Raw genomic sequence first — 13,431 nt, forward strand, 5'->3', positions numbered from 1 at the left:
CCTGAACCGTCGCGCCCCGCCGCCCGCTCCTCCAGCCTGTCGACCCTGTCGGCCGGCGTGAAATATGAAGGCAACATCTCAGGCGCCGGCGAGCTTCAGGTCGATGGCTCGCTGAAGGGCGATATCCGCGTCGTGCGCGTCACCATCGGCGAAGGCGGCTCGGTCGAGGGCACGGTCCACGCCGACGTCCTCGAGGTGCGCGGCCGCGTCTCGGGCGCCATCGTCGCCAAGCAGGTCAAGCTGTTCGCCACCGCCCGTATCGAGGGCGACATCACCCAGGAACAACTGTCCATCGAACAGGGCGCCTGGTTCCAGGGTCGCTGCACCCAGGCCAAGCGCGACACGCCCGGCGCCTCCATGCTCGACGCTCCCGAAAAGCCCGCCGCCGCCAACAAGCCGGACAAGGTCGAGGCCAAGCCCGCCGCCTGATCGGCGCACCGGACAAATGAAAAGGGGCGGCCCGCAGGCCGCCCCTTTTTTATTTAGCGTCGCGGGTCTCGCCGACCCGGGCCGCCAGGGCCGCGCCCATGAACTGATCCAGATCGCCGTCCAGAACGCCCTGCGTGTCCGAGGTCTCGACCTCGGTGCGCAGATCCTTGACCATCTGATACGGCTGCAGGACGTAGGATCGGATCTGGTGCCCCCATCCGATGTCGGTCTTGGCGTCAGCCAAGGCTTGCGCCGCCGCTTCACGCTTCTGCAGCTCCAGTTCGTACAGACGCGCGCGCAGCATCTTCCACGCCATGTCGCGGTTCTGGTGCTGCGAACGCCCCGCCTGACAGGCCACGACCGTATTGGTCGGAACGTGAGTCAGACGCACGGCCGAGTCCGTCTTGTTGATGTGCTGACCGCCCGCGCCGGACGCGCGATAGGTGTCGGTGCGCACATCCGACGGATTGATGTCGATCTCGATCGTGTCGTCCACGACTGGCGAGACGCCGATTGAGGCGAAGCTGGTGTGGCGCTTGGCCGCCGCGTCATAGGGGCTGATGCGGACCAGGCGGTGCACGCCCGATTCCGACTTCAGCCAGCCGTAGGCGTTGGGTCCCTCGATCAGGATTGTGGCCGACTTGACCCCCGCCTGCTCGCCCTCTTCATGGGCCTCGATCGTGACCTCGTAGCCGTGGGCCTTGGCCCAGCGCGAGTACATGCGCAGCAACATGCCGGCCCAGTCGTTGGACTCGGTGCCGCCGGCGCCGGAGTTCACTTCCAGATAGGCGTCGTTGCCGTCGGCCTCGCCGGACAGCAGAGCTTCCAGCTCGGCGCGGGCGGCCCGATCCTTGACGCCGCGTAGCAGTTCGCGAGCTTCCTCGAGGGTGGCGTCGTCGCCCTCCTCGTCGGCCATCTCGGCCAGCATGACGCCCTCTTCCAGGCCGCTTTCCAGTTCGCGGACACTGTTGATCTGACTTTCCAGACGCGAACGATCGCGGCTGACGGCCTGGGCCTGTTCGGGATTATCCCAAAGAGTCGGATCTTCGACCCGAGCGTTCAGCTCATCCAGTTTTCGAAGCGAGACATCCCAGTCAAAGACGCCTCCTGAGCAGAGCGACGCTCTGCTCGATGTCGGCCTTCATGGCCTCGACATCCGGTCTCATCGCAAACTCCTGCGAAACAACGCCCTCCCTGAAGCAGGGCCGCACCGCGTGCGGACCGATAGGGAAAGCAAGATGAAAAACGGCGCGCCTGCGGACAGGCGCGCCGGTTGGTGGGCCTAACTAGAGCCTCAGTAGAGTCCGCTCAAGTCCTCAGCCGGCTGCTTCTTCGGCGGCGGCGGAGCAACGGCCGCAGGCGCGGCCGGCGTCGGGGCCTGGGCCGCCTCCTGCTCGCGGCGCACCACATCATTGTAGTTCTGCGGTCCTGACGGCTGGACGGGACGTGGCGCATCCTCTCGGATCTGGCGCTCAGTCCCGGGACGGAAGGCTTCCTCGATGCCGTTGACCGTGCGGAAGACGGCGTTCTTGGGTCGGACGAAGGGCCGCGCAGGGCGTTCGCGCAGAGCCACCTGCATGAAATCAGTGAAGATCGGCACGGCGGTCGCCGCGCCAGCCTCCCCGCCGCCCAGCGAGCGGTTGTCGTCAAAGCCGACGAAGACGCCGACCACGATGTCGCTGGAGAAGCCGACGAACCAGGCCGAGCGATATTCGTTGGTCGTGCCGGTCTTGCCGCCGACCCATCGGCCGAGGCCCCGGGCGCTGGCGCCGGTGCCGCGCTGAATGACGCCTTCCAGCATGGAGCTGATCTGATAGGCGGTGATCGGGTCGATGACCTGGGTCCCGCGATCCGGCAGACGCGGCGATTCCTGACCGCTGAAGCCACGGCTGCAATCGCGGCACTGACGTCGGTCGGCGCGGTGGATGGTCTGACCGTTCCGGTCCTGGACCATCTCGATCAGATAGGGATCGATCTTGCGCCCGCCGTTGACGAAGGCGGCGTAGGCGGCGGTGATGCGATAGGGCGTCGTCTCCCCCGCCCCCAGCGACATGGCCAGGTTGGGCGACATGTCGTCGACCACGCCCATCTTCTTGGACAGGTCGACGATGTTCTTCATGCCGACGGCCTGGGCCAGGCGCACGGTCATGACGTTGCGCGACAGCTCAAGCCCGCGCCGCAGGGTCTGCGGGCCGTAATACTGGCGGCTGTAGTTCTCGGGCGTCCAGGCGCGACCGCCCGGCCCGCCGGGGAAGCTGATCGGCGCATCCAGCACGATCGAGGCAGGATTGAAGTCGCCCTCCAGCGCCGCCGCATAGACGAAGGGCTTGTAGGCCGAGCCCGGCTGACGCCGCGCCTGGGTCGCGCGGTTGAAGCTGGACAGGGCGTAGGAATAACCGCCGACCATCGCCAGGACGCGACCCGACTGGGGCTCGATGGCGACCAGGGCGCCGTTTACCGCCGGGACCTGCTTCAGTGCGAACTGACCGCCGCGCGGTTCGACGAAGATCAGGTCGCCGCGCTTCAGAGGGCGGTTGGCGTTGGCCCAGGCGGCGTCGGAGACGATCAGGGATCCTGTCCGGTCGTCCTTGGCCGAGCGAACCCGCACATTGTTGCCGCTGACGCTTTCAACGGCGGCGGCCTGCCAGGTGCGACGCTCTGGCGGCGTGTTCTTCTTCAAGGCCTCGGCCTGCCAGCCTTCGGCGAAATTGGTCGTGCCCCAGGCGCCGCGCCAGCCGTGGCGGCGGTCGTAGTTCTCGAGCCCGTTCATCAGGGCTTCGCGGGCGGCCGACTGAAGCTGAGGATCCAGCGTCGTGCGCATATAATAGCCGCCGCGGTTGACCTCTTCCTGACCGAACAGGCCGATAGCGCGACGGCGCGCCTCCTCGACGAAAAAGTCGGCGTCGGCGTATTCGGCGCGGCGCGGCGCGGCGCGGGTGTTCAGCGGACGGGCCAGAGCCGTCGCCAGGTCCTCGCGCGACAACCACTTGTTGTCGGCCATCTCGCCCAGGACCCAGTCGCGACGGCCTTTGGCGGCTTCAGGGTGGCGTTTCGGATTATAGTTGTTCGGCCCCTTGGGCAGGGCCGCCAGGAAGGCCGCTTCGTCTGGCGTCAGTTGGCTCAGCGACTTGCCGAAATAGTTGTAGGCCGCCGAGGCCACGCCATAAGAGCGATAGCCCAGGTAGATCTCGTTCAGATACAGCTCGAGGATCTGTTCCTTGGTCAGGGTCGCTTCCAGACGGCTGGAGAGGATGGCCTCCTTCAGCTTGCGGTTCAGGCTGGATTCGTTGGTCAGCAGGACGTTCTTGGCCACCTGCTGCGTAATGGTCGAACCGCCCTCGAGGCGCCGTCCCGACAGGACGTTGAACACGTTCTTGAACATGGCCCGGCCGATGCCCGACACGTCGATGCCGCCGTGCTGAAAGAAATGGCTGTCCTCGGCCGCCAGGAAGGCGTGGATCACCTGCTCCGGCACCTGATCATAGGTGACGTAAATGCGCCGTTCGTCCGAGAACTCGCCGATCAGGGTGCCGTCGCCGGCGAAGACGCGCGTCGCCGTCGCCGGACGATAGTCCGCCAGTTCCGACGCATCCGGCATATCGTGCAGGACCCAGGCCGCATAGATGGCCACGACCAGCCCGGCCACAGCGATGCCGCCCAGCAAGGCGACGCCCGCCATCACGAACCAGCGTTCGGCTATCTTCACCGTGAACTCCGCAAGACGCGCCCCATGAAATCGTCGTTTATCGCGCGTCGGTCCCGCCGCAAAGCGGAACCGCAAACTCAGCCCTTGTCGCGCATCAGGCGGGCCTTGTCGCGCTGCCAGTCGCGTTCGGCCGAGGCCTCGCGCTTGTCGTGCAGCTTCTTGCCCTTGGCCAAGGCGATTTCGAGCTTGGCCTTGCCTTTTTCGTTGAGGTAGAGGCGCACAGGAATGATCGTCCGCCCGTCACGCTGGACGGCCCCGATCAGCTTGTCGATCTGCTTGCGGTGCAGCAGCAGCTTCCGGTGGCGGCGCGGCTCGTGGTTGAAGCGGTTGGCCTGCTTGTAGGGCGGAATGTCTGAGTTGATCAGGACGATTTCGCGCCCTTCCACCGCCGCATAGCTTTCGGCGATATTGGCCCGGCCGTCGCGCAGCGCCTTGATCTCGGTGCCCAGCAGCTGGATCCCGGCCTCGATATAATCCTCGAGGAAGTAGTCGAAGCGCGCGCGCCGGTTCTCGGCGATCACCTTCTTGGGCGCGTCGGCGGCCATCAGACGACCCCGGCTTCCGCCATAGCTTGATCGATGGCGGGCTTGACGGCGTCGCGGGTCAGGGACAGCGGCAGGCGGACCTCCTCGCTGCACAGACCCAGCTTGGCCAGAGCGTACTTGGCCGGCGACGGCGAGTTGTCGAGGAACAGCGCCTTGTGCAAGCCGATGAGACGGTCCTGCCAGGCCCGCGCCGTGGCGAAATCGCCGGCCGCGACCGCGTCATACATGGCGACCATGGCTTCCGGCGCGACATTGGACGTGACCGAGATCACGCCCACGCCGCCGGTGGCGGCATAGCCCAGCCAGGTGGCGTCATCGCCGCTGATCAGGTCGAACGGACCGCTGATATGGCTGCGCATCCAGCTGACCCGCGAGATGTCGCTGGTGGCGTCCTTGATGCCGACGATGTTGGGGTTCGACGCCAGATGCGCGACAGACTCGTTCGACAGATCGACGCCGCAACGGCTCGGCACGTTGTAAAGCACCATGGGGATCTGAACGGCGTCAGAGATCGCCTCGAAGTGGGCGATCATGCCCTCCTGCGAAGGCTTGTTGTAATAGGGCGTCACCACCAGGGTCGCATCCGCCCCGACTTCCTTGGCGAAGGCCGACAGTTCGATGGCCTCGTGCGTGGCGTTCGAACCGGCGCCCGCAATCACGCGCACGCGGCCGGCAGCGATGTTCACGCACTGCTCGATGACGCGCTTGTGCTCGTCCATACGCAGGGTGGCGCTTTCCCCCGTCGTTCCGACCGGAACGACGCCGTGGACGCCAGCAGCGATCTGACGTTCGAGGAGTTTTTCGAATGCCCCTTCGTCCACGTTTCCGTCACGAAGAGGTGTGATCAAGGCGGTGATCACGCCCTTGAACAAGGGGGCGGTCATTGAAACAAGATACCTGCGCGGTGTTTCGGGCGGCGTGCCGCCCTTTTGAAGAGGCAGGGAGCGTAGGTTGCTCGCCGCTCGGCCGCAACCAGTGATGAATGAGGATCAGACATCTGATGATCGCGACGACCGTGGCCGCCGCCCTGGCGATTCTGACTCCGCCGACCCAGGACGTGCTGAACAGCACGCCTGCGCCCTATGCCTCCAGCCAGAATGGCGTCATCAGCGGCCAGGACATGGCCCTGTTCCAGCAAGGTCTGGCCTCGGCCCGCGCCCGCGACGTGGTCGGCACGCAGTCGATTATGAGCCGGATTTCCGACCCCACGGCGAAGAAGCTGGTCGAATGGGCCCTGGTCGACACCTCGGACCGGCAGCTTTCCTACGCCGATCTGGCCCGCGCCCAGACCGACCTCGCCAACTGGCCGCGTGCTGATTCGCGCCGGGCGGCGGGCGAACGCGTCCTGGGCATGGCCAACGCCTCGCCGGACACGGTCATCGCCTTCTTCAACGGCGCCGCGCCCACGACCGCCGACGGCGCCATCGCCCTGGCCGGCGCTCTGGAGCAGAAGGGCCAGCGCCGCGAGGCCCAGGACCTGATCCGCGACTGGTGGCGCACCCGCTCCTTCGAGGAAGCTCAGCAGTCCCGCATCGCCAACCGTTGGGGCGGTTGGCTGACCGCCGACGATCACGTCGCCCGCCTGAACACGCTTCTGCTCGGCCCGCACGGCCCGGCGACCCGCGCCATGACCGCCATGGTCCCCGCCGACCGTCAGGCCGTAGCCGTCGCCGTCATGGCCCTGCGCACCGCCTATTCGCCCGACGCTGTCGTCGCCGGCCTGACCCCGGCCCAGGCCAACGACCCCGCTGTCGTGCTTGAGCGCGTGCGCCTGTTGCGCTCGGCCGGTCGCCAGTCCGAAGCCTTCCCCCTGCTGTCCGCCCTGCCCGCCGCGCCGACGCATCAGGAAGGCCAGGACACGCTATGGAGCGAGCGCCGCAACTACTTCCTGGACGCCCTGCAGCAGGGCAATCCGCGCGCCGCCTATGCCGCCATGAACGGTCACGGCTTCCCCGCGGGCGAGCGCAAGGTGGACGCTGAGTTCTTCGCCGGCTGGGTCGCCCTGACCAAACTGAACGATCCGGCCGCCGCCGCCCAGCACTTCGAGATCCTGCGCAACAGCTCCTCGACCCCGATCACCCAGGGCCGCGCTCTCTACTGGCTGGGCCGCGCCGCCGAGGCGCGCGGGGACCGTCAGGGCGCCCAACGCTGGTATCAAGCGGGCGCGGAGCACTGGCAGACCTTCTACGGCCAACTGGCCGCCGAAAAGGCCGGGATCACCACCCTGACCCTGCCCGGCGAGCCCGCCCCCACGCCCGAGGACGTCAATCGCTTCGAGGGCAATGAGGTCGTGCGCGCCACCCGCATCCTTGGCGCGGCGGGCGAAAAGACCCTGCTGCGGGTCTTCGCCTATCACCTCGACGACACCCTGCCCTCGCCCTACGACCTGACCCAGCTGTTCGACCTGATGCAGGGCTATGGCGACCAATTCGGCTCCATGATGGTCGGTCGCGCCGCCAGCCAGCGCGGCTTCGTCATGCCCGAGCGGATGTATCCCGTGCGGATGCCGCCCCAGACCTCGGGCGCGGCGCCGCTGGAGTTCACCCTGGCCATCACCCGTCAGGAATCCAGCTTCGACCCGTTGGCCCGCTCGCACGCCGACGCGCGCGGCATGATGCAGCTTCTGCCCGCCACGGGCCAGGGCGTGGCGCGGCGCATGGGCGTCGGCTTCTCGTCGGAGCAACTGTGGGATCCCGACGCCAATATGCGGTTGGGCAGCTATCACCTGGGCGAACTGATCAACAATTTCGGCGGCTCGCCCCTGCTGGCGACGGTCGGCTACAACGCCGGTCCGGCCCGGCCGCCGCAGTGGGTGGCGCGTTGCGGCGACCCGCGCAGCCGGCAGGTCGACCCCATCGACTTCATCGAATGTGCGCCCTTCACCGAGACGCGCAACTACATGATGCGGGTGATGGAGAACATGCAGGTCTATCGCGCCCGCCTGAACGGCGGATCAGCCCCGCTGACGCCGTCCGCCGATCTGGCGCGCGGCACCCCGCCGAACAGCGGCCCGCGTTCGTATCAGCCCTGAGACGACAAGCGGCGGGCCGCCAGCAACGGCCCGCCGGGCGCCTCAACCCAGACGCCATCCAACTTGAACGTCGAGCGCATCACGGCGGGCGACAGGGCCTCGACCGGCGCCGCATCCGCGACCACCCGCCCGGCGTCCAGCACCACGACCCGGTCCGCGATCCGCGCCGCCAGCGTCAGGTCGTGCAGGCTGACAAGAACCCCGCCGCCCGCATCGGCCCGCGCCCGCAAACGCTCCAACACCAGAATCTGCGCATCAGGGTCCAGCCCGGCGATGGGCTCGTCCGCGAGCAGCAACGGCGCCTGAACCACCAAGGCCCGCGCCAACAGCACCCGCGCCCGCTCGCCGCCCGACATCTCGGCCACGCCACGATCCGCCAGATGGGCCGCCCCGACCTCGTCCAGCGCCGCCCGGGCCCGTTCCAGCGCCTCAGCCCCTGACAGAAAGGGCGCGCCCAATGCCGCGACCTCGATCGCCGGCAGGTTCCAGGCGATATGCCGTTCTTGCGGCAGATAGGCCGCCCGCGCTCCGCGCTCGCGCTCCGACAGACGATGCACATCCTCGCCGCCCAGCCTCGCCGCCCCGCTGTGCAAGGGCGTCAGGCCTAGCGCAGCGCGAATGGCGCTGGACTTGCCCGCCCCGTTCGGCCCGCACAAAGCGACCAGCTCCCCTGCTCTGACCGAAAGGCAGATCCCGCCCAGAACCGTCGCCGCGCCCATGCGCGCCACCACGCCGTCGAGTTCCAGCAAGGCGCTCACAGCCGCCACTCCCGCGCCGCGCGCCAGGCGATCAGGGCGAACAAAGGCGCCCCGACCAGGGCCGTGAACACGCCTAGCTTCAACTCCTGATCGGTCGGCGTCAGCCGCGCCGCCAGATCGGCCAGCACCAGCATCAGCCCGCCCGCCAATGCCGAGGGCAGCAACAACCGCCCTGGATCGCCGCGCACCGCCGCCCGCACCAGATGCGGCGCCGCCAGGCCGACAAAGCCGATCACGCCCGCCACGGCCACCGCCGCCCCCGCCGCGACCGCCGAGGCGATCAGGGCCAGCACCCGGATCCGCCCCATCGACAGGCCGGACGCTCGCGCGGCCTCCTCGCCCAGGGTCAGCATCCTCAGGCCCGGCGACGCGCCCGCTGCAAGGACGGCGGCCACGACCAGCGCCGGCGCCACCCAGGCCACGTCGATCCAGCTGCGGTTCTGCACCGAGCCCAGCAGCCAGTTCATCACCTCGGCCGAGGCGATGGGCGACGGCGACAGGTTGAAAATCAGGGCCGTCAGCGCGCCCGCAAAGCTCGACAGCGCCACCCCGAACAGGATCAGCGCCTCGGGCGCCCGCACCCTGGACGCGATGGCGACCAGCAACAGTCCCGCCAGCGCCGCCCCGATCAGGGCTGCGCCCTCGACCAGACCGGGAATGACCGCCGCCCCCAGCACGATGGCCCCGGCCGCGCCCAGCGCCGCCGTGGCCGACACGCCCAGCACGCCGGGGTCCGCCAGCGGGTTCCTCAGCAAACCTTGCAGCACCGCCCCCGCCAGCCCCAGCGCCGCCCCGACCATCAGGGCGCAGACCGCGCGCGGCGCCCGCACCTGCCACAGCACCGCGCCCGGTCCCGACGCCGGATCAGCCAGCGCCTGGCCATACTGGGCCGCCGACAGCGCCGTCTCTCCAAGCAGCACCGCCCCGACCAAGGCCAACAGGACCGTCGCCGCCAGTCCGATATTCAGGTTCATCGCGCGGCCTCAGCCAGCATGGCCGACGCGTCCGCCGCGAACCAGGCCGGACAACTCAGCGCCGAGGCCGGCAGGTCCGCCACCGTCCGCCCCTTGGCCGCGCGCGCCACCACCGGATGCCGCCCTGGCCCGCGCCAGTCGGAGCGCCACTGCTGGAAAAATCCGCGCACGAACAGGGTCGGCGGCGTCAGGGCGATCTTCTCGATCCCGAGCGGCCGATAGCCTGGCCCGGTCACGCCGTTGCGGAACCCCGCCGCCTTCAGGATGGAGTCGATCAGCGAGCCCGCCCCGGTCGTGTAGCCGCCGGGCGTGACATAGACGGCCTCGCGTCCACGCCCGCCGCCCGCGGCCTGCGCCAGCCGTCGATCCATATGGGCGATCAGGGCCGCGCCCCGCGCCTCTTGACCCAAGCCATGCGACACGGACCTCAGGTTCTCGCGGACGCCGGCCATATCGGTGGCGTCATTGATGGCCAGCACCCGCGTCCCGCGCTTCTCAAGCGCCGCCAGCAGGCGCGGCTCGCCGCCCCAGTAGCGGACCACGACGTCGGGCTGGAAGCCGATGGCCGCCTCCAGCGTCGGCCGGACCCGCGTCCGCCCGCGCGCCGCCCGGCGCATCCAGGAATCCGGGTCGTCCGCCCGCGACGACAGGGCCAGATCAGCTTCGGGCGCCAACGCCAGGACATACTGGTCCGCGCACTGATCCAGCGACAGCACCCGCAGCGGCCGCGCCTCGGCGAAGGTCGGCGCCATGACTATAAGCGCCAAGGCGACGCCGCCAGCGCGAGTCACGACTCGAGCAGCCCCGCGAACAGGGCGTCCAGCTGGATGCGGACCAGTTCGTCGCGATCCACCCAGTCGAAATAGGGTTTGGTGATCATCAGCGACACGACGCCATGCCCGCTGGCCCAGATCGCCTGGGCGATGGCGCGAGGGTCGCCCTGCATCCGCCCCGAGGCCACCGCTTCCTCGACCACCGACATGAAGGAGCGGAACAGTTCGAAGCCGGTTTCCTGCGCCACGGTCTCGGCGCCTTCCCGCGCCTCGATCGGACGCGTCAGATAGGTCAGTCGATAGGCGTTCGGGTTGTCGAAGCCGAAGCGAATGTAGCCTTCGATCATCCGACGCAGCCGCACCTCGGCAGGGGCCGCTTCGGTCGTGATCCCCTCGTGGGTGGCGATCAGGGTCTCGAAGGCGCCGCGACAGATCTCGTGAAGGATCGCGGCCTTGTCGGGAAAGTGCATATAGAGGGCCGTCGATGACAGGCCGACCTCGTCCGCGATCTTGCGGATCGTCGCCCCCTCATAGCCATGCTCGACAAAGATGCGTTCCGCCGCCGCCAGGATCTCCGCACGGCGCGCGTGGCCTTCGCCCTTGGGCTTGCGAGCGGATCGAGGCGTGGGAAGCGATGAACCGGGCAATCCAGACTCCATGGCTGGGACCCGGTCTGAATAGCCGCAATGCCTGAGTCCGCCAATCGCTTGCCCTCAAAGAACAACGATATTAACACTTTCCGTTTGCAGCAGGTCTTGGGGGCTTCTCATGCGCGGTGCATCGCTTGCCAGGAAGCGTGGCCTGACCCCGTTCGCCGCACGGGTCACGTTCACACGCTTGCAGCTTCTTGTTCTGGCCGGCCTGGCGGCGACGCTTGTAGCCGGCGCCTTCATCTCGCCCCATGTAGCGCCCTCGGTTCTGACCGGGATTCAGCTCGGCTTTCTAACCGTCGCCGGGTGGCGACTTGTCACCCTGCTGACGCGTCGTACGCCGCCACGCAACGATCCAGAGCCCGCCGTCTGGCCTCGATACACGATCATCGCCGCCCTCTATGACGAAGCTCCCGTTCTGCCCCAGTTGATCGAGCGGCTGGGTAGGATCGATTACCCCGCCGACCGACTTGAGGGCTTTCTCGCCCTGGAAGCCGATGACAGCTCCACCATCGCAGCCGCCCTCGCCGCCGAACGCCCGGAGTGGCTGACGGTCCTGATCGTCCCGCCGGGCTCGCCGAAGACCAAGCCCCGCGCGCTCAACTACGCCCTGTCCCTGGCTCAGGGCGATCTGGTGACGATCTTCGACGCCGAGGACGACCCCGACCCGCTTCAGCTTAGGGAAGCGGCGGCCCGCTTTGGAGCCGAAGGCGACGATCTGGTCTGCCTGCAGGCGCCCTTGCGCATCCGTCGACGGGACAAGCGGAACAGCGCCTCGCCGTTCCTGGACGCACAATTCGCGGCGGAATATGCGGCCCTCTTTGAAGTCACCCTTCCAGCCATGGCTTCGCTGGGCCTTCCTTTTCCCCTTGGCGGAACCAGCAATCATTTCCGCGCCACCGCCCTTCGCGCGCTCGGCGGCTGGGACGCGTGGAACGTCACGGAAGACGCCGACCTGGGCTTCCGCATATGGCGCTCAGGCGGACGTCTCGGCGTGCTGCAGCGCCCCACCTACGAGACCCCGCCCGGCCCCCTGCGGCTCTGGCTGCCGCAGCGCACGCGCTGGCTCAAGGGACACCTTCAGACGCTCGCCGTTCATACGCGCAGCCTGGGTGGAATGGGATGGCGCGGCTGGGCGGCTCTGACGCTGACCCTGGGCGCCGGCTGCGCCTCTGCGGCCATCCACGCCGCCTCCATCGCCTGGATCGGCGCTGTGGCGCTCACCTCGCTTGTTTGTGGGAAGCTGCCGCCGGCGCCGCCGTTGGGCATGAGCGTCCTGATCGCCGGCGTAGCCACGGCATGGCTGGCCAAGCTGGCGGGCGCGCGCCGCGCCGGAGTTCGTTTCGGAGCAAGGGAAATGGCCGCGGCGCCGGCCTATTGGTGTCTGCTCAGCCTCGCTTTCGTACACGCGCTGTATCGGCTGGTGGCCGAGCCGCACCGATGGGACAAAACCCCCCATGCGCCGGACAACCCCGTTGATCACGACATCGACGCCGCCGTGGACTCTGGACGAGCGGCCGCCTGAGCGCCTATCAGCCCGGGATGGCTCCCGTTCTCTCCTCCACGCCCGAAACCCTCGTCACCCGAGGCTGGTCCGACTATGCGCTGCTCGACAGCGGCGATGGTCGCAAGCTGGAGCGGTATGGCCGCTATACGGTCGTCCGACCGGAGCCGCAGTGCTTCTGGAAGGCCCATGACGAAGGCGCGTTTGAGCGCGCCAACGCCGTCTTCGACCCGCAGCAGGAAGAAGAGGACGCCGGCCGCTGGCGCTTCGACGCCCACGGCCCGATCGACGCCTTCCCGCTGAAATGGCGCGACGTGCGTTTCATGGGACGGTTCACCCCGTTCCGCCACCTGGCCTTCTTCCCGGAGCAGGCGGCCAACTGGGAATGGCTGGATGCCCGCATCCGCACGCTCGAGCAGCCCAAGATTCTCAACCTGTTCGGCTATACCGGCGTGGCCAGCCTGGCCTGTTCGGCGGCGGGCGCGCATGTGACCCACGTCGACGCCTCCAAGAAGTCTGTGGCTTACGCGCGCGAAAACGCCGAGCTGTCGGGTCTGTCCGACCGCCCGATCCGCTGGCTGGTAGAGGACGCCCGCAAGTTCGTCGCCCGGGAAGTCCGTCGCGGCAGCAAGTACGACGGTATCATTCTGGACCCGCCGAAATACGGGCGCGGCGCCAATGGCGAGGTCTGGCGCCTGTTCGAGGACATGCCCGAATTGCTGAAGGACTGCGCCGCCCTGCTGTCCGACGACGCCTCCTTCCTGCTGCTCAACGCCTATGCGGCGCGGATCTCGGGCCTGTCGCTGGCCCACATGATGGCCGAGGCGACCCATGATCGCAGCGGGCGCATCGACTGGGGCGAACTGGCGCTGTCCGAGGACGGCAAGGACGCCCGCGCCATCGGCCTCAGCTTCTTCGCCCGCTGGAGCGCCTGACATGGTCGAGCGCGTCATCACCTCCCTGACCAACGACACCATCAAGTCGGTCCGCGCCCTGCACATGCGCAAGGAACGCGACCTGACCGGCCGCTTCCTGGCCGAGGGTCTGAAATTCATCGGCGA

General features: G+C 68.2%; 12 protein-coding genes and 1 pseudogene. 5 read left to right on the forward strand and 8 right to left on the reverse strand.

Annotated elements, in window-relative coordinates:
• Positions 1-429 (forward strand): bactofilin family protein (locus VGE49_RS04955; RefSeq protein WP_331033465.1); only part of this gene is annotated, 429 nt, incomplete at its 5' end.
• Positions 430-478: 49 nt separating this feature from the next.
• Here the strand turns inward: VGE49_RS04955 and prfB are convergent.
• The 4 genes from prfB to dapA all read right to left on the reverse strand — a co-directional run bounded on the left by prfB (position 479) and on the right by dapA (position 5,564).
• Positions 479-1,595 (reverse strand): peptide chain release factor 2 gene (prfB, locus tag VGE49_RS04960; protein WP_331033466.1). Its coding sequence is split into 2 segments (ribosomal slippage): positions 479-1,525 and positions 1,527-1,595, totalling 1,116 coding nucleotides; the frame shifts between segments, so codons are not numbered across the junction.
• 128 nt (positions 1,596-1,723) lie between these two features.
• Positions 1,724-4,108 carry a penicillin-binding protein 1A gene (locus VGE49_RS04965; RefSeq protein WP_331033476.1) on the reverse strand — a complete coding sequence of 795 codons (2,385 nt, stop codon included), beginning with the start codon at positions 4,106-4,108 and terminating at the stop codon, positions 1,724-1,726.
• A gap of 104 nt (positions 4,109-4,212) precedes the next feature.
• Entirely contained in the window at positions 4,213-4,680 is a 468-nt protein-coding gene (gene smpB, locus VGE49_RS04970; protein WP_331033467.1) for an SsrA-binding protein SmpB, read from the reverse strand.
• Positions 4,680-5,564, reverse strand: coding sequence for a 4-hydroxy-tetrahydrodipicolinate synthase (gene dapA / locus VGE49_RS04975; RefSeq protein ID WP_331033468.1), 885 nt, complete (start codon positions 5,562-5,564; stop codon positions 4,680-4,682). The genes smpB and dapA overlap by 1 nt, the downstream gene beginning before the upstream one ends.
• Positions 5,565-5,680: 116 nt before the next feature.
• On the opposite strand from dapA, the gene VGE49_RS04980 reads away from it, so the two are divergent.
• A complete protein-coding gene (locus tag VGE49_RS04980) occupies positions 5,681-7,711 on the forward strand; it encodes a lytic transglycosylase domain-containing protein (RefSeq protein WP_331033469.1) in 2,031 nt (676 codons plus the stop codon).
• Here the strand turns inward: VGE49_RS04980 and VGE49_RS04985 are convergent.
• Genes VGE49_RS04985 through VGE49_RS05000 form a run of 4 tightly spaced genes read right to left on the reverse strand, consistent with a single transcriptional unit; the run spans position 7,702 to position 10,863 of the window.
• The gene (locus VGE49_RS04985) at positions 7,702-8,469 is read right to left on the reverse strand and encodes an ABC transporter ATP-binding protein (RefSeq protein ID WP_331033470.1); all 768 of its coding nucleotides are present in this window, start codon (positions 8,467-8,469) and stop codon (positions 7,702-7,704) included. The two genes, VGE49_RS04980 and VGE49_RS04985, sit on opposite strands and share 10 nt — an antisense overlap.
• Complete coding sequence (locus VGE49_RS04990) at positions 8,466-9,443, reverse strand: FecCD family ABC transporter permease (RefSeq protein WP_331033471.1); 978 nt, start codon at positions 9,441-9,443, stop codon at positions 8,466-8,468. Before VGE49_RS04990 ends, VGE49_RS04985 begins: the two co-directional genes overlap by 4 nt.
• The gene (locus VGE49_RS04995; RefSeq protein ID WP_331033472.1) at positions 9,440-10,195 is read right to left on the reverse strand and encodes an ABC transporter substrate-binding protein; all 756 of its coding nucleotides are present in this window, start codon (positions 10,193-10,195) and stop codon (positions 9,440-9,442) included. Before VGE49_RS04995 ends, VGE49_RS04990 begins: the two co-directional genes overlap by 4 nt.
• A gap of 35 nt (positions 10,196-10,230) precedes the next feature.
• Complete coding sequence (locus VGE49_RS05000; RefSeq protein ID WP_331033473.1) at positions 10,231-10,863, reverse strand: TetR/AcrR family transcriptional regulator; 633 nt, start codon at positions 10,861-10,863, stop codon at positions 10,231-10,233.
• Positions 10,864-11,053: 190 nt separating this feature from the next.
• Here VGE49_RS05000 and VGE49_RS05005 point away from each other — a divergent pair, with 190 nt between their 5' ends.
• From VGE49_RS05005 to VGE49_RS05015, 3 genes and pseudogenes are all read left to right on the forward strand, one after another.
• Entirely contained in the window at positions 11,054-12,391 is a 1,338-nt protein-coding gene (locus VGE49_RS05005) for a glycosyltransferase (protein ID WP_331033474.1), read from the forward strand.
• 17 nt (positions 12,392-12,408) lie between these two features.
• The gene (locus VGE49_RS05010) at positions 12,409-13,305 is read left to right on the forward strand and encodes an RsmD family RNA methyltransferase (protein WP_331033475.1); all 897 of its coding nucleotides are present in this window, start codon (positions 12,409-12,411) and stop codon (positions 13,303-13,305) included.
• A gap of 1 nt (position 13,306) precedes the next feature.
• Positions 13,307-13,431: pseudogene (locus VGE49_RS05015) on the forward strand (TrmH family RNA methyltransferase); the annotation flags it as partial.

Origin of the sequence: Brevundimonas sp., from assembly GCF_036405315.1 — a bacterium.
GTDB lineage: Bacteria > Pseudomonadota > Alphaproteobacteria > Caulobacterales > Caulobacteraceae > Brevundimonas.

Coding starts and splice junctions, on each gene's coding strand:
- VGE49_RS04990 (WP_331033471.1), bottom strand. CDS start 9,443: ATGAACCTGAATATCGGACTGGCGGCGACGGTCCTGTTGGCCTTGGTC.
- VGE49_RS04965 (WP_331033476.1), bottom strand. CDS start 4,108: ATGGCGGGCGTCGCCTTGCTGGGCGGCATCGCTGTGGCCGGGCTGGTC.
- VGE49_RS04980 (WP_331033469.1), top strand. CDS start 5,681: ATGATCGCGACGACCGTGGCCGCCGCCCTGGCGATTCTGACTCCGCCG.
- smpB (WP_331033467.1), bottom strand. CDS start 4,680: ATGGCCGCCGACGCGCCCAAGAAGGTGATCGCCGAGAACCGGCGCGCG.
- VGE49_RS04995 (WP_331033472.1), bottom strand. CDS start 10,195: ATGGCGCCGACCTTCGCCGAGGCGCGGCCGCTGCGGGTGCTGTCGCTG.
- VGE49_RS05010 (WP_331033475.1), top strand. CDS start 12,409: ATGGCTCCCGTTCTCTCCTCCACGCCCGAAACCCTCGTCACCCGAGGC.
- dapA (WP_331033468.1), bottom strand. CDS start 5,564: ATGACCGCCCCCTTGTTCAAGGGCGTGATCACCGCCTTGATCACACCT.